The sequence below is a fragment of the Thiohalorhabdus sp. genome, assembly GCF_036628635.1.
In the GTDB taxonomy this organism is placed as follows: Bacteria; Pseudomonadota; Gammaproteobacteria; order Thiohalorhabdales; family Thiohalorhabdaceae; genus Thiohalorhabdus.
On sequence record NZ_JAZKRM010000017.1, the window covers coordinates 1 to 19,413 of the forward strand.

The 19,413-nt window shown below is 65.6% G+C and carries 15 protein-coding genes; 6 read left to right on the plus strand and 9 right to left on the minus strand.

What is annotated here, in order from left to right; all coding sequences use genetic code 11:
- Positions 1–111 precede the first annotated feature (111 nt).
- From prsK to prsT, 3 genes are read left to right on the plus strand one after another with little or no spacing between them, the layout of a single operon-like run.
- A complete protein-coding gene (gene prsK, locus V5A19_RS07355; RefSeq protein ID WP_332318549.1) occupies positions 112–2,199 on the plus strand; it encodes an XrtA/PEP-CTERM system histidine kinase PrsK in 2,088 nt (695 codons plus the stop codon).
- On the plus strand, positions 2,196–3,587 hold the full coding sequence (prsR, locus tag V5A19_RS07360; protein WP_332318548.1) for a PEP-CTERM-box response regulator transcription factor: 1,392 nt from the start codon (positions 2,196–2,198) through the stop codon (positions 3,585–3,587). The genes prsK and prsR overlap by 4 nt, the downstream gene beginning before the upstream one ends.
- Positions 3,577–6,363, plus strand: a complete 2,787-nt coding sequence (prsT, locus tag V5A19_RS07365) for an XrtA/PEP-CTERM system TPR-repeat protein PrsT (protein ID WP_332318547.1) — start codon at positions 3,577–3,579, stop codon at positions 6,361–6,363. The genes prsR and prsT overlap by 11 nt, the downstream gene beginning before the upstream one ends.
- Before the next feature lie 156 nt (positions 6,364–6,519).
- Here prsT and V5A19_RS07370 read toward each other — a convergent pair whose 3' ends face one another.
- Positions 6,520–7,413, minus strand: a complete 894-nt coding sequence (locus V5A19_RS07370; protein ID WP_332318546.1) for a hypothetical protein — start codon at positions 7,411–7,413, stop codon at positions 6,520–6,522.
- Positions 7,414–7,916: 503 nt separating this feature from the next.
- On the opposite strand from V5A19_RS07370, the gene V5A19_RS07375 reads away from it, so the two are divergent.
- On the plus strand, positions 7,917–9,125 hold the full coding sequence (locus tag V5A19_RS07375; protein WP_332318545.1) for an EAL and HDOD domain-containing protein: 1,209 nt from the start codon (positions 7,917–7,919) through the stop codon (positions 9,123–9,125).
- Positions 9,126–9,475: 350 nt separating this feature from the next.
- Here the strand turns inward: V5A19_RS07375 and V5A19_RS07380 are convergent, their stop codons facing one another.
- From V5A19_RS07380 to V5A19_RS07390, 4 genes are all read right to left on the minus strand, one after another.
- On the minus strand, positions 9,476–10,690 hold the full coding sequence (locus V5A19_RS07380; protein WP_332318544.1) for a VanZ family protein: 1,215 nt from the start codon (positions 10,688–10,690) through the stop codon (positions 9,476–9,478).
- Positions 10,671–11,120, minus strand: a complete 450-nt coding sequence (locus V5A19_RS14350; RefSeq protein WP_443081499.1) for a VanZ family protein — start codon at positions 11,118–11,120, stop codon at positions 10,671–10,673. Before V5A19_RS14350 ends, V5A19_RS07380 begins: the two co-directional genes overlap by 20 nt.
- A complete protein-coding gene (galE, locus tag V5A19_RS07385; protein WP_332318543.1) occupies positions 11,113–12,111 on the minus strand; it encodes a UDP-glucose 4-epimerase GalE in 999 nt (332 codons plus the stop codon). The genes V5A19_RS14350 and galE overlap by 8 nt, the downstream gene beginning before the upstream one ends.
- A gap of 281 nt (positions 12,112–12,392) precedes the next feature.
- Positions 12,393–13,673: a nucleotide sugar dehydrogenase gene (locus tag V5A19_RS07390; RefSeq protein WP_332318542.1), complete on the minus strand. Its 1,281-nt coding sequence runs from the start codon at positions 13,671–13,673 to the stop codon at positions 12,393–12,395.
- Between the two features lie 554 nt (positions 13,674–14,227).
- On the opposite strand from V5A19_RS07390, the gene V5A19_RS07395 reads away from it, so the two are divergent.
- The gene (locus V5A19_RS07395; RefSeq protein WP_332318541.1) at positions 14,228–15,634 is read left to right on the plus strand and encodes a TIGR03013 family XrtA/PEP-CTERM system glycosyltransferase; all 1,407 of its coding nucleotides are present in this window, start codon (positions 14,228–14,230) and stop codon (positions 15,632–15,634) included.
- Positions 15,635–15,775: 141 nt separating this feature from the next.
- Positions 15,776–16,024, plus strand: a complete 249-nt coding sequence (locus tag V5A19_RS07400) for a hypothetical protein (RefSeq protein ID WP_332318540.1) — start codon at positions 15,776–15,778, stop codon at positions 16,022–16,024.
- A 365-nt stretch (positions 16,025–16,389) separates the two neighbouring features.
- Here the strand turns inward: V5A19_RS07400 and V5A19_RS07405 are convergent, their stop codons facing one another.
- Genes V5A19_RS07405 through V5A19_RS07420 form a run of 4 tightly spaced genes read right to left on the minus strand, consistent with a single transcriptional unit; the run spans position 16,390 to position 19,362 of the window.
- Positions 16,390–17,697 carry a sensor histidine kinase gene (locus tag V5A19_RS07405; RefSeq protein ID WP_332318539.1) on the minus strand — a complete coding sequence of 436 codons (1,308 nt, stop codon included), beginning with the start codon at positions 17,695–17,697 and terminating at the stop codon, positions 16,390–16,392.
- The gene (locus tag V5A19_RS07410) at positions 17,694–18,353 is read right to left on the minus strand and encodes a response regulator transcription factor (protein ID WP_332318538.1); all 660 of its coding nucleotides are present in this window, start codon (positions 18,351–18,353) and stop codon (positions 17,694–17,696) included. Before V5A19_RS07410 ends, V5A19_RS07405 begins: the two co-directional genes overlap by 4 nt.
- A complete protein-coding gene (locus tag V5A19_RS07415; RefSeq protein ID WP_332318537.1) occupies positions 18,353–18,694 on the minus strand; it encodes a PepSY domain-containing protein in 342 nt (113 codons plus the stop codon). The genes V5A19_RS07410 and V5A19_RS07415 overlap by 1 nt, the downstream gene beginning before the upstream one ends.
- Positions 18,691–19,362 (minus strand): cytochrome b/b6 domain-containing protein, encoded by a 672-nt coding sequence (locus V5A19_RS07420; protein ID WP_332318536.1) that lies wholly within the window; start codon positions 19,360–19,362, stop codon positions 18,691–18,693. The genes V5A19_RS07415 and V5A19_RS07420 overlap by 4 nt, the downstream gene beginning before the upstream one ends.
- Positions 19,363–19,413 lie beyond the last annotated feature (51 nt).

Genomic DNA, 19,413 nt, shown 5'->3' on the forward strand with positions numbered 1-19,413 from the left:
GGGTTGGGTGCCGGGTTCGTCGAGGCGACGGCTCGCGCGGCGTAGCCGCGCTCCTGCAACGCCTTCCAACCAACCGAGCCCAACACTGTCCGAAAAGGACTAAGGGATATCATGGTCCATATTTCGGCAGCCGGATTCCTGGCGGCGGCTCTGGCCTTCCTGGCGGTTGCGACGGTACTGGCCATCGGTTGGCGGCGAGGCAGGGCAACCGGCGGCCTCCTGCTGGTCGCCGTCCTGGTGTCGGCGCTATGGGGGGCGGGACTGGCCGGCCTGCACTGGGCCGATGCGCTTAATGCCCATTGGGTGGCCTTGTTGGATGCCCTGCGCCTTGGCGGGTGGCTGGCCTTCCTCCTGAGCCTGGTCCGGCTGTCCGCTCCCCCCTTGGCCTTCCGCGCCCTCGCCGGCATCTGCGGGGTGGTAGTGGCCGGAGCGAGCCTCGCCGCACTAAGTGGGATCGCCCTACCCGGGGGAGTCCCCGCCTGGGGCTCGTCCTTGCCTAGCATGGCGGGCATTGCCGGTGCGGTGCTTGGGCTCGTGCTGCTGGAGCAGGTCTATCGCAATACCCGCGAAGAGGGTCGTTGGGCCCTGAAGCACCTCTTCCTGGCCGTTGGCACCCTGCTCGTCTTCGACCTCTTCCTTTTCGCCGATGCCCTCCTCATGCGGGTCCCCGATTTTGACCTGTGGGCGGCCCGGGGCTACGTGAACGCCCTGCTGGCGCCTTTGATCGCGGTGGCTGCCGCGCGCAACCCCGAGTGGAATCTGGACGTCTATGTCTCGCGGCGATTCGTGCTGCACACCGCCTCGCTCATGGGCGCCGGGGTGTATCTCCTGGTCATGGCCCTAGCCGCCTACTCCATCCGCATCTATGGGGGTGCCTGGGGTGGGCCGGTGCAGTTCGTGTTCCTGGTCGGGTCCCTGGTGCTGCTTCTTGTGGTGGCCTTCTCCGGTCAAATCCAGGCCCGCATGCGGGTTTTCTTCAGCAAGCATTTCTTCAACTACCGCTATGATTACCGGGAGGAATGGCTGCGGTTTACCCGCACCCTGACCGCCGAGGAAGGCAACATTCCCCTGAAGCAGCGGGTGATCCAGGCCGTGGCCCAGGTGGTCGAGAGTCCCGGCGGCATGCTCTGGCAGGAGCGCGATGGCTTCCTGGTCCCGACTGCACTCTGGAACATGTCCGAGCCGGAGGAGGCGCAGGAGCCCGCGTTTGGAGACCTGGTTTCCTTTCTGGAAGGCCAGGAATGGATCCTCACGGTCGATGAGTGGCGGCAGAATCCTGAATGGTACGGCGGGCTCGATATGCCCCCCTGGCTGGCCGGCCTGGCCCGTGCCTGGCTGTTAGTCCCGCTCCTTCACCGGGACCGGCTTCAGGGCTTTTTGGTCCTGGCGCGCTCCCGGGCGGGTAACCTGGAGTTGAATTGGGAGGATTTCGACCTGCTCAGGACCCTGGGCCGTCAGGCGGCTAGCTACCTGGCCCAGGAGGAAGCCGCAGAGGCCTTGGGCCGCGCTCAGCAGTTTGAGACCTTCAATCGGCTGTCGGCCTTCGTCCTGCACGATCTCAAGAACATCATCGGTCAGCTGTCCATGCTCGCCCGCAATGCCCGTCGGCATGCCGACAACCCCGAGTTCATGGCCGATGCCGTCACCACCATCGAGCATTCGGTGGGGCGCATGAACCAGCTGATGGCCCAGTTGCGCGGGGGCGTCCAATCTGACCGGGTGGCCCAGGTGGACCTGGCTGCCGCCGTCCAGGAGGCGGCGGGCCCGCACGGAACCGGAAGTCCCGAACCGAAGCTGGATCTGCCGGAGGAAGGCGTTCGGGTCGAGGCCGATCGAGGGCGGTTGATAGCGGTCCTCGGGCATGTGATCCAGAATGCCCGGGACGCAACCCCCGAGGAAGGCTCGGTCCGCGTGGCCTTGACTCGCGAGGGGGAATGGGCCCAGGTGGACGTAGTGGACAGCGGTACCGGCATGGATTCCGAGTTTGTCCGCGAGCGCCTGTTCCGCCCGTTCGATACCAGCAAAGGGGATACCGGTATGGGGATCGGGGCCTATGAAGCCCGCGAGTACGCCCGGGAGCTCGGCGGCGATGTGGAGGTCTACAGCGCCTCCGGTAAGGGAACCCGGTTTCGGTTCCGGCTTCCGGCCTCGGTGGGGGCAGCGAGCGCGCAGCCTCCGGTCGGCGAGGTTTCCAATTGAGCTCGGCGGAGCGCACAGTCCTGGTGGTGGAAGACGATCCCGGGGTCCAGACCCAGGTTCGCTGGTCGCTGGATAATTTCCAGGTGGTGGCCGCCGGGGATCGGGAGGAGGCGCTGGCTCAGCTGCGGCGCCACGAGCCCCAGGTGGTGACTCTCGATCTGGGCCTGCCTCCGGATCCGGGCGGAGCCTCGGAGGGGCTTGCCGCCCTCCAGGAGATTCTGAGCCTGGCACCGCGCTGCAAGATCGTGGTTATAACCGGTAACGAAGAGCACGAGAACGCGGTGAAGGCGGTCGGCCTGGGGGCCTACGATTTCTACCAGAAGCCCATCGAGCCGGAGCTTTTCGCCACCATCCTGGAGCGGGCCTTCCGGCTTTACGATCTGGAGATGGAAAATCTGCGTCTGTCGCAGCAGCAAGGCCCCTCTCCCATCGGCAGCATCGTCGCTGCGAGTCCCGAGATGGACGAGGTATGCCGCACCGTGGAGAAGGTGGCCGGGGCGGAGGCGACCACCTGTCTGCTGGGGGAGAGCGGTACCGGCAAGGAGCTGGTGGCCCAGGCCCTGCATCACCTCAGCCCCCGTGCTGAAAAGCCGTTCGTGGCCATCAATTGCGCCGCCATTCCGGAAAGCCTTTTGGAAAGCGAGCTGTTCGGCTACGAGAAGGGCGCCTTCACCGGGGCCACCAGCCGCCGCCTCGGCAAGATCGAGCATGCCCACGGCGGCACCCTGTTCCTCGACGAGATCGGGGACATGCCCCTGCAGCTCCAGGGCAAGCTGCTGCGGTTTTTGCAGGAGCGAATGGTTGAGCGGATCGGTGGGCGCGAGGAGATCCCGGTGGACGTCCGGATCGTCTCCGCGACCAACCATGACCTGAGCGAGCTCATCGGGCGCGGCGAATTCCGGGAGGACCTGTATTACCGCCTTTGCGAGATCACCATACGCATTCCGCCGCTACGCGAGCGCGAGGGCGATGCCGCCCTGATCGCGCGCTCCCTGATCGAGCGCTACGCGGCCGAGCAGGGACGCAAGGTGCCGGCCCTGAACGCCGAGGCCCTCAACGCCATCGAGGCCTACGACTGGCCGGGCAATGTCCGGGAGCTGGAAAACCGGGTCAAGCGGGCGGTGATCATGGCGGAGGGCGCCCACATTACGCCGGCGGACCTGGAGCTGGAGGTTTCCGGCAAGGAGCCGCTGCCCCTGAACCTCCGTATGGTCAGGGACCAGGCGGAGCGCCAAGCCCTTACCCGGGCCATGCACCATGCCGGTAACAACCTCTCCCACGTGGCCAGTTTGCTCGGGATTACCCGCCCGACCCTTTATTCCCTGCTGGATAAGCACGAGATGCGTCCCGAGCGGAACGCCAAGGCAGGAATTCAACATGAGCAATAGCAAACCGTTTGGGGCAGTGCCCTGGATCTGGCTTCTTATCTCCCTGCTCCTTGCCCCGTGGGCCCTCGCCGAGACCCCGGATGTGGCAAAGGCCCGGGCATACCTGGATGCCGGCAAGGCCCGGACAGCGGTCATCACCCTGAAGAACCGTCTGCAGGAGGAGCCCGAGGACGCCGCGGCCCGGCTGCTGCTGGGGCGGATCTACCTGGGCATGCGGGATTTCCCGTCGGCGGAGAAAGAACTGGAACGGGCTCGTGACCTCGGGGCCCAGCGAGAAAAATGGCTCCCCGCACTCGCCGAGGCCCGGCTGCGCCAGGGGCGTCTCGAAGAGGCCCTGGGCCTGCTGGATCCCGCGGAGGCTGATACGGCGGCGCTGAAGGCGCGCATTGCCGTCCTGCGCGGGCGCATCCTGGGGTCTCAGGGACGGGCCGAGGAAGCCGGCGAGGCCTACGACCGTGCTACCCACCATAAGGAAGGCTTCCTTCCCGCCCAATTGGGTCACGCCCGTCTGGCTCTGAAGGCCGGTGAGCAAGAACGGGCGGAGAAGCTCCTGCAGCGAATCCGGAAGCGGGACCCGGAGAGGGCCAAGGCGTGGCTCCTGACCGGAAAGCTGCGCTTTGGCCAAGGAAAGGCGCAGGGAGCCGCCACCGCCTACGAGCGCGCTGTTGAGCTGGACCCGGAAAACCCCCGCCCCGCCCTCGGTCTGGCCGCAGTCCGGCTCGCCATCGGGGAGACCGCCGCTTCCCGGGAGGTCGTCCAGAAGTGGCTGGACAAGGGGATCACGAGCCCCCGTTTTCGCTTCCTCAAGGCCCTGATCGCCCTTCGGCAGGACCGGGCCGACGAGGCCCGCTCGATCCTGGAATCCCTGGTGGCTCGCCACGAGCTGCCTCCCGCGCACCTCCATCTGGGGCGTTTGGCCTTCCAGGAGGAGCGGTACGAGACCGCGGTCCACCACCTGCGCCGCTACCGGGAGCACCATCCCGACAAGGTCCCCCCGGCCAAGCTGCTGGCGGTGACCTGGCTGCGCAAGGGCGCCCCGGAGCGGGCGGTTCAGGTGCTGGCGCCCCTGCGGCAGGCCGGCCGGCAGGATCCCGGTTTCCTGGCCCTTCTGGGTCGGTCCCGGATCGGGGCGGGGGCGGCCGATGCCGGCTTCCGAGACCTGCAAGAGGCGGCCCGGATCGCGCCCAAGGACAAAGGCATCCGGGCCCAGGTGGCCCTGGGCTATCTGGCCGGGGGGCGGACCCAAAAAGCGGTGCCTGCCCTGCAGAAGGTCATCGAGCTAAACCCGGACCAGGTGGGGGCGCGTTACCTCCTGGTTCTCAACCACGTGCAGGCCAAGAACTTCGCAAAGGCCGCCGCGGCCGCCGAGGAGCTGGTTAAGCGAGACCCCGATAACCCGGTGGGTCAGAACCTGGTGGGACTGGCCGTCTGGGGAGAGGGCAAAACCGAACGGGCCCGCAAGCAGTTCCGCTCCGCTTTGGACGCCGCTCCCGATTTCCAGGGCGCTCGCCTCAACCTGGCCCGGATGGATCTGCAGGCGGGGATGCCCGAGGAAGCCCGGAACCGGTTCAAGAGAGTCCTTGACAAAGAGCCGGACAACCGCGGCGCCCTTCTGGGCATGGTCGAGCTGGCCAAGCGGGCGGAGGACAAGAAAGCCTATGGCCGATGGCTGGAGCGGGCCTGGTCGGCGCACGCCCCCGATCCGGCTATCGGCCTGAAGCTTGCGCGCTTACGGGTGGAAAAGGGCAACCTCCTGCCCGCTCTGGAGATCGCCCGGGACCTGGAGGGGGCCCACCCCGATGATCCGCGCGTCCTGGCCCTCCTGGGTCGAGTGCAGCAGGCCAACGGCAACCTGGCCAGTGCCGCCACCGCCCTGGAGCGGCTGGTGGAGCTCCGGCCCCAGTCACCGGGGGCGCGGGTTTCCCTGGCCAAGGTCCACCGCTCACGGGATAAACGGGATGCAGCGGGCAAACAGATCGACAAGGCCCTCGAGCTGGATCCCGAGCACGCGGGGGCCTTGCTACTCCGGGCAAGGATGGCCCTGGCGGACGGGGAAGACGGCCGTGCCCTGGAGCTGGGCGAGCGGCTCAGCCGGGCCACTCCGGAATCCCCAATGGGGCAGCTGGTGATGGGGCAGGCCCATGTGAAGGCGGGGGAGAAGGAGGCCGCCGAGAAAGCCTTCCAGGCCGCCCTGGAGCGGGGACCCAACCGCCCGGCCGCTCTGGCCCTTTTCCGCATCCGGCAAGGTCAGGGCCGGGTGGCGGAGGCCGAGGCCGCCTTGCAGCGCTGGCTGGAGGCCCGCCCGGGGGACGCCGACGTGCGCGTCCTCCTGGCCCAGTACCGCCAGTCCCAGGACGACACCGGCGGGGCCATCCAGGCCTACGAAAAGGCCCTCGAATCCGCCCCGGAGCGGCCCAGTCTGCTCAACAACCTTGCCTGGCTGTACCTTAAACAGGACGATCCGCAGGCCCTGGCGTACGCCCGCAAGGCCCACGAGCTGGCCCCCGACCGTCCCGAGATCACCGACACCCTGGGCTGGGCCCATGTGCGGCTGGGCCAGGTCCAAAAAGGCCTGCGGCTGCTGGAGGACGCTGCCATCCACGCTCCCCACATCCCCTCCATCCGTTACCACCGGGCGGCCGCTCTGGCGAAAACGGGGCGGGAAGGGGAGGCCCGCGAGGAACTGGTGCAGTTGCTGGATTCTGACAAGGCGTTTAATGATGCCGAGGAGGCCCGCAGCCTGCTGCGCTCTTTGAAGGAGGAATCCGGCCGGTAAGCCGGTCTTTGGGTTCGGGTGGCTCCGGCCACTTGCCACAAGGTGGCAAGGCAAGCTAAATCACCCCCGCCCTCGGAAGGGCAAGGGTGTATACCAAAAAGCATCGGGGCGTCAGGCTGCCCCGATGCTCTTCATGCTTAGTAGCAGGCTGAGGGTTTAGCCGGCCTTGCGCCAGCGGGCCGCCCCCATGGCCGCCAGTCCGATCCCCGCGAGGGCCAGGGGAGCCGGTGCAGGGGCCGGGGTGGGCTCTTGTTGCTGGATCTCCTGCACCTTGATATCCACAAAGGCATTGGTGAAGGAGGTTGCCGTATCGCCGCCAGCGCGGAGCTGGTTGAGGTCCCAGGCGGCCCCACCGATGCTTAGGGCTAGATCCACATAGTCGCTCTCGGTGGATCCATCGCCGCCGGTATTGGTTGCTCCGGAGCAGGTGGTGAACCCGCCTGAGCCGTCGGCGACATACCCTGTACCGGAGGCGTCCTTGCCAAGAGCCGCCGAGCCGTCGTCGCATTCGAAGCTCGCATCGACTACGGCGTTCAGGAGGGCATTGTTACCGTTCAACTGGCTCTTGATCCCGGACTTGGTCAACGATGCATCTTCCACATCCCGGTCCTCGTCGGTGGCCAGGATCAGGTTGGTCGCCGCTCCGGGGCGCAGGCTGTAGTTGTCGAAGAAGAAGTCGATGCCGTCATAGCCGTCTTCGTCGCTACCGGAAGTGAAGAAGTCGTTGTCGTACGAACCCGACCCGAACCAATCCGAGTCCCCTTCCTGGTGCTTGTGTGGGGCATCGTCAGGCCTGGACGAGTCATCATGGCCACCGAACCCGACCTTGGCGTAGCGGTTGCTGTCCGGGGCGGTGCCCACCCCAGCCCCGGTGAGCCCGGCCTCCAGGTCGCTGATCATGCCGGGCAGCCACCCCTGCTCGGTATCCATGGAACCGGACTCGTCCACAATGGTGGCTACGTCCGCCTCAGTGGGGACGGCGTGGGCGTAGCCTGTGCCCACAATTAGGGCAAGGGCTGTTGCGAGGGGGGTAAAAAGCGGTTTGGCCATTTGGGCCTCCTGCTGAGTTACGGGCCTTAGGGGGGACAAGGGGTGGACGGGGTTACCGCCCCTCCCCTTTTCGAGCTTAATGCAATCCCTGTGCCATAAAAAAATAAAATAAAAACAAAGGGATAGGCGATTAGTCCTGTGCAGCTTTCAGGTCGTGTTAAGGAATCCGACACTTGGGAGGGCGGTTGGCAGGCTTCAGCAGCCTTTTCCTGGGCCTCTTCCCTTGCCCCGTTGTTGCCAACGTGTTGGGGCTATAGGCAACCGGGGACTACGATGTCCTGGTTTTGGGAAGATGCTGCCCCTATCCGCCAGGGTTTTTTTCGAAAAGCCATATACCATGTTTGCTAGCAGGCCCACCCTGTAAAATGAAGTGACACAAGAAAGGGGTCGGTGGGAGCGTGGGGACGTCCGGAGCGGACAGACCGCCCTGGCAGGGATGGCCGGAAAAGCCTAATAAGGCCCCGGGTGGCTCTGTGGCTAGCGGCCTCGTCAAGGAAGGGAATATGGCCGAAAATTACTATCTGACCCGCCAGCCGGTTCTGGACGTGGCCTGGCACTTGGTGGGGTACAGCATCCGGGTTCAGGGCGGCGGTGGGGTGGACGAGCCGGATCCAAGATCCGCCGGGGCCCGCACGCTGCTAACCGTGATCAATTCCCCCGGCTTCGCCCGAATGGTAGGCCGACGCCGGATCTTCGCCGACCTGCCCGGGGAGTTCCTTTACCACGAGCTGGGCAGCTTCCTTAACGGCGCCGGCTCGGCCCTCATGCTGCCCCAGTCCGATGCCGAGCCCGGCCTCGAGGAGGCCGTGCGAGCAAGGCGCGCCGAATTCTTCCAGGTGGGGTTTGAGGTGACTGGCCCCGTGGCGGACGGTGAGCTTCTGGGCCGCACGGCGGATGTTCTGCGCTTCGACCTGGATTGTTTCCCGGACCCCCCCGACCTGAGCGCGACGGTGGCGCCTTTTCGCAGCGGCGGTGCCGGGTGGCTCGCCGCCGGGGTTCATACCCAGCAGACCTTCCAGCGCTGCCGGGTTCTGGGCTTTTCCATGTTCCAGGGCTCGTTCTTCACCAAGCCCACCACCTTCACCAGCGATGTCCTGAGCCCTCGCCAGACGGCGCTGATCGAGCTGTTCCGCGAGCTCAGCGGGGACGCCGAGTTCGCCAAGATCGAGTTCAGCTTCAAGAAGCATCCCGACCTGGCTGCCCAGCTCCTCGAGCTGCTGAATTCCGCTGCCTTCCGGCGGCAAAAGCCCATCCATTCCCTCAGGCAGGCGCTGGTTGGACTGGGCATGCGTAACCTGCGGAAATGGGTCGCTTTGCTGCTGTTGACGGACGAGGACGGTAGCGAGGCCCAGGCCGCCCTTCTGGACGAGGCCTTGATCCGTGCCCGCACTATGGAGCTCGGGTCTCAGCGGATCCAGCCCGGCGACCGTTTTGCCGGCAGCGCCTTCCTTACCGCCATCCTTTCGGTGCTGGAACCGGTTCTGAAGCGCCCCGTGGAGCAGCTGGTGGCGGATTTGAATCTGGAGCAGCCCATCGCGGATGCTCTGCTGGAGCGCAAGGGGGAGCTGGGCGAGCTTCTGGCGACCGTCGAGCAACTGCGAGATCGGCGGCGGCTGCCTGACGAGGTGGTCATCGGCGAGACGCGCTTCCGGTCTGGGGACTGGTTCGGGTACGAAGAGCAGGCCGCTTTTGAGGACGCCCAGTTGATTTGAGGGGTGCTCCTGGTTATCCCGGAAAAGAATTGGAGGAGCGCGATTTATCGGGCTGGCCGTTCTGGGGCTGCCCATACCTCAGCGGGGCTCACCTTGTCCCCATGTCGGCTTGGGGCCGTGAAAAAGGGCATTGAACTGCGAACTTGGGCTTGGACTGAAGGAAAGGGGCAACCCATTAAGGACAGGGCTGAAACCCGATCCCCCGAGGATTTTCTTTGTCAGGTCCCGGCAACCTTGATGGTTTCCGTCTCCTCAGTACGCCACGACACCGAGAGGGTGCGATCACAAACCCCAAAAAGCCCAGTGGTAACCGGGCGGGCTGCTTCGTGGGCCTGTTTCTGGCGGGGTGATCAATCCCTGTTAAATTGGATGGGAGGCGGTCTGGCTACTGAGCTGCCCTGAGCAGGGGCCAAACGCCTTGGGTTAGGCCAAGGAGCTGGCCATTGCCTGCGCCCCATAGCAAGACATGCGAACAGCAGCGGGTCGGTGATCTCCGGCACATGGCCCCCGGCTACCCAGCGCTGGGTCCATTCAATTGTCCCGAGCAAAGCCACCCCGAAAAGGGTAGCGGTGGCCCATCGGAAGCCGGCGGTCAGCAATAACTCCAGGAGAAGCCCGTACCAGAACAGCTTTTCCAGAGCTACCCAGGGCCCTACCAGAGAGCCACTTTGCATAAATCCGGCCAGGGGGAGCCAATGGAAGGTGGCTGGGCTGGCCCTCAGGGTGGCCGGGGCCGCCAGGCCCGACCAGATCAGAAAGACCACCACTAGGGCCAACAGCCCCCAAACCTGGCGTCTTTGGGCCACCGGCATCAGCCCCAGGAGCAAACCCAGAGCACCGCCCAGGCAAAACGAGAGATCCGGAGCCCGGTAGAGCACCAGAACCTGGGCAGCAACTACCGCCATCAGGGCCGTGATGGGACCTGCCCGGTCCCACGGCAAGCGAACGCAATGGCGCCAGAGAAAAGCGAAGGCCGCCCAGCCGGCCATGGCCTCCAGAAAGGCAAGGGATTCGAGGCGGGGCCGCAGCAGCAGGGGTTTAAGGCCGTCCTTGATAGCGGCCCAATCCAGGCTGGGCACGAAAGGAAAGGTTGCAGCGGCTAGCCAAAGGCCCAGAAGGGCTATGGCAAAGCGGGAAGGGGGCCCGTCCGGGAGCCCCTGCCGGGGCCTTGGCAGGGCGGGGATCAAGGCGCCGCCAAGGGCGCCGGTGGTGTTCCAGACGGCATCCCACAGGCTTGGCACCCGTTCCGGAATGTAAACCTGCATGACCTGAAGGCCGAACCCGAAGACCACACCGCCTATCAGGGCCCAGGTCGGCCCGGTGAGCCAGGAATCCGTGCGCCGGGCGATGAGGAAGCCCAGCGGCACGAAAAGCAGGATATTGGCCAAGCTGTTTCCGAAGTACAGGTTATGAGCCTGCAGGGAAAGCAGATGACGCCACGCCCCTTCCGGGGGCGAGCCGACGAAATGGAAGGGGTAGGCCGAGGCGTACCACAGCAGGCCGCCAACCAGGAAGATGGGCCATAATGGGGCCGGGCGGCGAGCGCTAGGGATTGGGGCGGCCATGTCGCCAACCGAAAAGACCGGCCGCCATACCTGCGCCCAGGGCGTTCGCGAGCCCATCGGTTGCCGATGGGAAGCGTCCCGGTACAAAGGCTTGATGCCATTCGTCCAGAATCCCGTAGCCAACGGTTAGCGAAATCCCGGCAGCCAGCGCGGCCCCTAGGGGGAGATGGCGAAGCAGTCCCCGGAACCAAAGCCAGCCCAAAAGCCCGTAGGCCGGCAGATGCAAGCCATTCTGGACGGTAGGCGGCACCCAGGCGAAGGACGCGGCCAGGCCTTCCGGATCCTGGTCGGGTACCTGGCCGGGGATGGAGGAAAGCCCAAATAGAACCGCCATATAGAGGACGGGCCAGACTGGCCAAGCGAAGGCCTTAACCTGCCCGGGATCCGCGGGATTGAGCCGAGGGGATCCCGTTTTGGCCGCCTTAATCATTGCCTCCGCCCTTGCCGCTCATCCGGCTCTCCCAGTCCAGGGCCGTGCGCACGATGAGCTCGAGGTCGTCGTAATGGGGCTGCCAGCCCAGGACTCGCTGGATCTTGTCGGCCTGGGCGATCAGAGTCGCCGGATCCCCGGCCCGTCGCCCGGCCTCCTGGATGGGTAGGGTTCGTCCGTGGACCCGTTGGACCGTATCCAGCACCTCGCGGACGGTGGCGCCGTGGCCATAGCCCACGTTCAGAACAGCGGATGCGCCGCCTACCCGAAGATGGTCCAGAGCGCGCAAGTGGGCGTCGGCCAGATCCTCCACGTGGATGTAATCCCGGACCCCGGTGCCGTCCCGGGTGGGGTAGTCGGTACCGTATATGGCCAGATGGTCCCGCTTCCCCAGGGCGACCTCACTGGCTACCTTGATCAGGAGGTGGGCATCCGGGGTGGATTGGCCGATGCGCCCTTCCGGCTCGCACCCGGCGACATTGAAGTAGCGCAGGGTGATGTGGCGTAGGTCGGAGGCCTCGGCCAAGTCCTGAATCATCCATTCGCTGGCGAGCTTGGAGCTGCCGTAGGGGTTGATCGGCCGGGTAGGGGCGTCTTCTGCGACGGGTACCTCTTCGGGGAGCCCGTAGACCGCTGCGGTGGAGGAAAAAATGAAAATATTGATGCCGGAATCGGCGCATGCTTCGAGCAGGGCGTGGGTGGCCAGTGTGTTGTTGCGGTAGTAGGCCAGCGGCTGCTCCACCGATTCGGGGACAACCGTGCTGGCGGCGAAATGGAGGACCGCTTCTACCGCGTAGTCACGGATCAGGGACTGAACCAGATGGAAATCACCCGCCGAGCCCACCACGAGGTCGCCGTGCAGGACCGCATCCCGGTTGCCGGTGGACAGGTCGTCCAGGATCACCAGCCGTTCGCCGCGCTCGCCCAGCCGTCGGACGACGTGGCTTCCAATGTAGCCGGCACCGCCGGTCACTAGGATGGTTCCGGGCAAGGGGGGTCCTCCATTGGTTTTTTTGTAGGAGCCCGATTGATCGGGCAGCCCGTTTGGCACTCGGGTTGAGCCATCGACACCTCGCGCGGCAGAGCCGCGCTCCTACGGGGGGCTATGTTGGCATAGGGGTCCGGATCCTTGGGCCAATCTTTGGTTCGGCTCCCCGGCCCAGGCAACGGCTCGCCCGGCGAAGCAGGGCTCCTACGGGGGCCATGGTAGGCGTAGGAGCCCGATTTATCGGGCGAGCCGTGGGTTTTCCCGACAGGGTCGAGTCCCCCTCCTTATAGGCTCCAGTAGCGCAGGTCGGAGCGCACCTCACCAGGGTCCAGACTGGCCTTGAGGTCCACCAGAGCCCCGCCTTCCGAAATCCGGTCCGAGAGCGCGTCGGCCCCCCGTTCGTTGTAGGCGCGATGGGGGACAGCCAGGATCAGGGCGTCCAGCTCCCGCATTTTCTCGATGCCGGCGAGCTCGAAGTCGTATTCGTCGGCTACCTCGCCGGGATCGGCCCAGGGGTCGTGGATTATCGGCTCGATTCCGAAATCGCGGAGCTCGCGGATGATGTCGGGTACCCGGCTGTTGCGGATGTCCGGGACATCCTCCTTGAAGGTGATACCCAGCACCCCCACCCGCGATTGCCTAACTCGGCGGTCCGCCTCGATCAGCAGCTTGACCGTGCGCTGGGCGACATAGGTGCCCATACCGTCATTGATGTGGCGCCCGGCCAGGATGACCTGGGGGTGATAACCCAGGGATTCGGCCTTGGCGGTGAGATAATAGGGATCCACGCCGATGCAGTGCCCCCCCACCAGACCGGGCGAGAACGGCAGAAAATTCCATTTGGTCCCGGCCGCCGCGAGGACGTCTTTGGTGCGCACGCCGATACGGTCAAAGATCAGGGCCAGCTCGTTCATCAGGGCGATGTTGAGGTCACGCTGGGTGTTTTCGATGACCTTGGCCGCCTCCGCGGTCTTGATGTCGGGGGCGCGATGGATGCCGGCCTCGATGATGCCGCCGTAGATCCCGGCGGTGCGTTCCAACGCGTCCTCATCCTGCCCCGAAACCACTTTCACGATCCGGCTCAGGGTGTGCTCCCGGTCCCCTGGATTGATGCGCTCTGGGGAATACCCCAGCTTGAAATCCGTTCCCGCTCTCAGGCCCGAATACTCGGCCAGGATGGGGCCGCAGAACTCCTCCGTGGCGCCGGGGTAGACCGTGGATTCGAAAACCACCAATGCGCCCCGGCTCAGGACGGGACCAATGGTTTGGCAGGCCCGGCGCAGGGGCTCCAGATCCGGCTGGCGGTTGCCGTCCAGGGGCGTCGGAACAGTCACCACGAACACGGTGCAGCCGGCCAGATCCGGGCTGTGGCTGGTAAATGTCAGGGGGGCTTGCTGGAGGTCGCCCTCGTTGACCTCCCCGGTGGCATCCCGACCTTCCTGCAGGGCCGCGACCCGGCTACGACTGATATCGAAGCCCACGGTGTCGGGGTATTGGCGGGAAAGAGCCAGGGCGACGGGCAGGCCCACGTACCCGAGCCCGACGACGGCAATGCGTTCCTGCACGAAGGTCTCCTATTCCAAAAGGTGGTGTGCCTTGCCCAATTAGGAACCTGATTACCCCAAAGGGTCAGCCAGGCTAGCCGGTGCCTGTTGTAGGAGCCCGGCTTCGCCGGGCGAGGTTTTGGATGGGCCGAGCCGGAGGCGAACGGCTCGCCCAATGAATTGGGCTCCTACATAAAAATCGGGTGCGGCTAGATACGGCTGAGCCTTTTGGGTAATCAGGATTAGGGAAGCCCCAGGGGGGCGATACTAGCTTGGTAGCGGCCAGAGCGCATCCCCACCGGTTGGCGTCAAATATGTTACTAAGTTCTAAATTTGCCAAATCATTTTTTCAAAAACGGTCGCTACGGGTTTTCCCGGATGGAAAAATCAATCCCCGACCGTAACGGTACATCTTCATAATCGTTTGAAAGAAACGGAAAAACAAGTTGTAAAAAAAATTTGACAGAGAAAAATTCATTTTACAAGGGCCATGGATCTTTACGATAATAGATCGCTTCACATTAAAGATTGGGGGGAATGGGGCAAGGGGCCGTGCGCCCCTGGGAGACTCACCAATGGGTACCATTACCCTCTTCAAGCACCATCTCAAAGCCGCCAACCTGGTGGTGGGCCTGCTCGATTTCCTCGTAGTCTTCGGTTCCATCCTGGTGGGGGCGCATTTCCGCTTTTTCGGTCAGGAGCGGACATTCCTCGAACGTTTGCCTATCTTTGCGCCCGGGGCACTGGCAGTGGCCGCCGTGGTGCTCGCCACCATGCTGGCAACGGGCTTGTACCAGCGGCGCTCCCGTTACGGGCTGAGCTGGCTCCTTCCCCGGCTGGTCATCGCCTTCGGGCTGAGCTTGATCGTCCTGGGCGCCGTCTTCTACCTGTTTCCCACCCTTTACCTGGGTCGGGGTATTATCGCCCTCGGGTTGGGCTTTGCCCTGATCGGCATCCTCGCCCTGCGCTGGCTGTTCGTTACCTTGCTCGGCCATGCCGGGTTTCGGGACCGGGTGCTCGTGCTGGGCACGGGCAAGGGGGCCCGGGCCCTGGAGCAGTATCGGCGCGATGGCGAGTGGTACGACAAGGATCTGGTCGGGTACGTCCACATCGAGCCGGATACGCCGATGGTATGCACCTCTCAAGTAGTGGAAAAGGACCGGCCGCTGCCGGCCTTGGCCGAACGCTTCGACGCCGACGAGCTGGTGGTGGCGGTGGATGAGCGCCGCAATATCCTGCCTGTGCAGGATTTGCTGGAGTGCCGCATCCAGGGGCTGGAGGTGACCGACTTACTGACCTTCCTGGAGCGGGAGACCGGCAAGGTCAAGCTCGATCTGGTGCCGCCGAGCTGGTTCACCTACAACCCGGGGTTTCTCTATAGGGGAATGGCGCGTCGGGCGGTCAAGCGCGTTGTGGATCTGGCAGTGGGGGGTTTGCTCCTGGTCGTGACTAGCCCGCTGATGCTTGCCGCCTCTCTGGCGATCGGGATCGAAAGCGGTTTCCGGGGACCCATCCTGTATCGCCAGACCCGGGTAGGTGAGGACGACCGGCCGTTCCAGATCCTTAAATTCCGCAGTATGCGTGTGGATGCCGAGCAGTTCGGGGCGATCCAGTGGGCCGAGGAGGAAGATCCGCGCATCACCCGGTCGGGCCGCGTTCTGCGTAAGTATCGGTTGGATGAGCTGCCTCAGATCCTCAACATCCTGAGCGGGGAAATGAGCTTCGTGGGCCCGCGTCCCGAACGGCCGGAGATCGAGGAGGATCTGCTCAAGGATCTGCCGTATTACACCGAACGCTACCGGGTGAAGCCCGGCCTTACGGGGTGGGCCCAGATCAGCTACCCGTACGGGGCCTCACGGCAGGATTCCTTCGAAAAGCTTCAGTACGACCTCTACTATGTAAAGAACTACAGCCTGTTCCTGGATCTGCTGATCCTCATGGTGACCACGGAGGTGGTGATCTGGGGCAAGGGGTCTCGCTAAGCCCAGCCTCCGATCCACTAGCAGGGACTGATGGGTGGCCGTGGTCAATCCCTCGGCCGTCGGATTCCTGGCCGCCCCTTCGGCCTTTTTGGAGGTCGCCAGGGTGCTTGTATCGCCGGGCGGGGCCGAGCAACCGGATCCGTGCTTGGACTGGTGCTGCTGGAACAGGTCTATCGCAATGGCCGTCCGAACAGCCGCTGGGCCCTCAAGTACCTGTGCCTCGGGCTGGGTATCCTGTTTGTCTTTGAACTCTTCCTTTACGCCGATGGCTTGCTGACGCAGGAGCCCGATCCCGATGTTCGGGCGGCCCGGGGCTACGTCAATGCCCTCGCGGCCCACCTGTTCCCCGCCAACGACTCGCGCAATCCCGAATGGTCCCGGGACGTCTAACTCCAGGCGGATCGGGCTGCATACCGCATCGCTCAAGGCGCCGGCATCTACCTGCTGGTTATGGACCTGGCGGCCTATCCATCCGGATCTGTGGCGGGGCCTGGGACGGACCGGTGCAGCTGGTCTTTCTGGTGGGCGCCTTGTTGCTCCTGCTGGTGTTGGCCTTATCGGACCGGATCCGGGCCCGCTCCAGGGGCTGATCAAGTGGGGTTCCGCAAGGGGGATTCCGTTAACGTGCCTTTAAATTTGCCCAGGCTGTGGCCTTAATTAGGTCCCCTTAGACTCCCCTAGGGGCAGAGGGGGGACCAAGAAGGGGAGGGGTCTTTTAACCCCCCGGCAGGATGAAGGTTCGCCGAACGAGAAGGTTAGGGGAGCACCACATGGACCGCCAGCCCATGGAGGGTAGGGGATTCACCGAGCTCCAGCCGCCCCCCGTAAGCCTCAACAATGTCGCCGACAATGGCCAGACCCAGGCCCTGGCCTTCGGCGGTCTCGTCGAGCCGGCTTTCCCGGCCGAGGAGGCCGTCCCGGTGGGCCACCGGCACCCCGGGCCCATCGTCGGCGACAGTCAGGTCCATACCCCTGTCCAGCGCCAGGGTCACCCGGACCTCCGAGGTGGCCCATTTGCAGGCGTTGTCCAGGAGGTTCCCGGCTAGCTCCAGCAGGTCCTCGCGGTCGCCGAAGGGGGTGCCCGGATCCGGGCCGTGGTAGCGGATGGTCAGGTTCCGGTCGGCGTGGATGCGCTCCATGGTCCGGATTAGCGCGGGGATCTCGCGGCCGGGGTCGAAGCGCTGGCCGGGGGCGCCCGCGGCCAGCCGGGCCCGGCCCAGCTCCCGGTCAATGCGATCCTGGATCGCCCGGGCGGGCTCGAGGATTTCCTGGCGAGGCTCTCCATCGGTGGCGATGGCGGGGTCCTCTGCCGACTGGAACAGGCGCGTCAGCGGGGACTTGAGGCCGTGGGCGAGGTTGCCCAGGGCGTTGCGGGAGCGCTCCAGGCGCTCGCCCAGGACCCCGAGAAGGCGGTTGAGCTCCCGGACCAGGGGGCGGATCTCGGCCGGAACGTCCTCGGACAGGCCCTGTCGGTCGCCGCGCTCCAGGGCGCCGATCTCGTCCCGGAGGTCGCTCAGGGGGCGCAGGCCCAGGGCTATCAGAGCCCATTGGATCGCCAGCAGGGCGGCCGCCACCGCCAGCGAGACCAGGGCGTAGCGCCATTGGAAGGCGGTCAGCTCGTCCTTCAGGGAGGACAGGTCCTCCGCTGCTACCACCCGGACGGTTTCGCCGCTCTTCCGGAAGGCCGCGGATCGGACCAGGAGGGGCTGGTCCCGGGGGCCGTCGGCGTGGCGGCGGCGGACCTCGCCCACGGCGACCTCCGGTCGGGGCAGGTCGGCGTCCCACAGGGAGCGCGAGCGGATTATGCGGTCGCCTACCTGGACCCGGTAGTAGTGGCCCGAGTACGGACGCCGGTAGATGGCGTCGCTGGCCGTCATGCGCGGGCCGTCCGGACCAAAGGTCAGGCCGGCCAGCAGCCCTTCGGTGTCGTGGCGCAGCCGCTCGGCCACGTAGCCCTCGGCCGTATCGCGGATGGCGCCGCTGACCAGCCAGTACTGCAGGCCCAGGAGCAGCAACAGACTGAGCGACAATCCCACGGCCAGGCGGAGCTTGAGCGAGCTCACGGCACTAGCTCGTAGCCCTGGCCCCGCCGGGTACGGATGCGCTCGGCCCCGATCTTTTGCCGCAGGCGCCGGATGTAGACCTCCAGGACGTTGCTGTCGCGGTCGGCGTCGTACTCGTAGAGGTGATCGGTAAGCGCCGTCTTGGACAGAACCCGGCCGGGGTTGTGCATGAGGTAGCGCAGCAGGCTGAACTCGGTGGCGGTGAGCTCGTGCTCGGTGTCGTCCGGGGTGGTGACCATCTGGCGCGCCTCGTCCAGCTGCAGACCGGCCGTCCGCAGGGGGCCCGCGCTCCGGCCGTAGTGGCGCCGGAGCAGGGCCCCCAGGCGCGCCAGGAGCTCGGCCATGTGGAAGGGCTTGCCCAGGTAATCGTCGGCTCCGGCCTCGAAGCCCTCGACCCGCTCGTACCAGGCATCGCGGGCGGTCAGGATGAGCACCGGCAGGTCGACACCACCATCCCGCCAATCGGTTAAAACCTGCAGGCCGGAGCGCTCGGGGAGTCCCAGATCCAGGATCACGGCGTCGAAGGGCTCCTCCCGCCCCAGGTAGGCGGCCTCGGCGCCGTCGGCGGTGCTGTCGGCGGCGTAGCCCGCCTCGCGCAGCGCCTGCTGCAGGCGCTGCGCGAGCTCGGCATCGTCCTCCACCACCAGCACCCGCATCAGTGGTCTTGCGATTCCTCGTCGTAGCCCGTGACCCGCTCGCCCGTGCGGGCGTCGAAGAACAGCTCGCGCACCACGCCGTCGCTGTCCACCAGTTCCACCTCGTAGATCAGGCGCCCGCCGTCGCGCAGGAGCTCGGCCTCGATCAGGCGGGCCTCGGGGTAGCGCTGGCGCGCCCGCTCCACGAACGCCGCCAGGGACCGGATCTCGCCCTGCCGGTGGAGCTGGCGGATCGGGGGTAGGTCCTCATCCGCCTGCGCCGGTTCGGGGGCGACGGTGATACCCGTGGGTGCCCCGATCCCTACCGTATAGATGAGCACCCCTACCAACCCCCGGTTCATGGCCACTTCCCGGGGTCCAGGGCGTGCTTGCGGCCGGTGATCATGGCCCGGGGCAGGTTCTGGCCCTCGCGCAGGCTGGTCAGCACTACCCCGGCGATGTGCAGCCCCACCAGGAAAAGGGTGACGTTGGCGAAGAATTCGTGTAGCTCCTCCAGCGTTTCGGCCTCTTCGTGGTCCTCCCCGGATTCCTCGTGGCCGCCGGCCTCGTCGGCGCGGGCAGTGGCGACCACGTGCAGGGCGGTGCCGCCAACAGCATACCAGTCGCCCAGGGGACCGGCCTTTTCCTCCGCACCGTAGACCATTAGGCCGGTACCCACCGTGGCCGCCAACGACAGCAGCAGGGCCACGACCATGACCCCACCGGCCGGGTTGTGGCCGAGGTGGCGGGGCTCCCGGCTGCGGAACAGGTCGGCGACATAACGCCGCAGGCGGCCTGGGGAGGGCACGAAGTCCGCGAACCGGGCATGGCGGGGACCGATGACGCCCCATACGATCCTTATGGCGATCAGGGCCCCGATCAGATAACCGGCCCAGACGTGGACGGCCATGGGCTCCTCGACCACGAAATAGGCGACGAAGAAGGCACCGGCGAGCAGCCAGTGGGAGATGCGGATCCAGGGGTCCCAGACCCGAACCTTGCCGGGGTGTGGGGTGGTCGATGCGGCCATGGGCGTCTCCCGTTTTAGCTGAATGCCCGGGAGAGGATGGGGCATGGCGCT

Bases quoted from the DNA above. Each gene is read 5' to 3' on its own strand.
- prsK (WP_332318549.1), top strand. From the start codon at position 112: ATGGTCCATATTTCGGCAGCCGGATTCCTGGCGGCGGCTCTGGCCTTC.
- prsT (WP_332318547.1), top strand. From the start codon at position 3,577: ATGAGCAATAGCAAACCGTTTGGGGCAGTGCCCTGGATCTGGCTTCTT.
- V5A19_RS07370 (WP_332318546.1), bottom strand. From the start codon at position 7,413: ATGGCCAAACCGCTTTTTACCCCCCTCGCAACAGCCCTTGCCCTAATT.
- V5A19_RS07375 (WP_332318545.1), top strand. From the start codon at position 7,917: ATGGCCGAAAATTACTATCTGACCCGCCAGCCGGTTCTGGACGTGGCC.
- V5A19_RS07380 (WP_332318544.1), bottom strand. From the start codon at position 10,690: ATGGCCGCCCCAATCCCTAGCGCTCGCCGCCCGGCCCCATTATGGCCC.
- V5A19_RS14350 (WP_443081499.1), bottom strand. From the start codon at position 11,120: ATGATTAAGGCGGCCAAAACGGGATCCCCTCGGCTCAATCCCGCGGAT.
- V5A19_RS07395 (WP_332318541.1), top strand. From the start codon at position 14,228: ATGGGTACCATTACCCTCTTCAAGCACCATCTCAAAGCCGCCAACCTG.
- V5A19_RS07410 (WP_332318538.1), bottom strand. From the start codon at position 18,353: ATGCGGGTGCTGGTGGTGGAGGACGATGCCGAGCTCGCGCAGCGCCTG.
- V5A19_RS07415 (WP_332318537.1), bottom strand. From the start codon at position 18,694: ATGAACCGGGGGTTGGTAGGGGTGCTCATCTATACGGTAGGGATCGGG.
- V5A19_RS07420 (WP_332318536.1), bottom strand. From the start codon at position 19,362: ATGGCCGCATCGACCACCCCACACCCCGGCAAGGTTCGGGTCTGGGAC.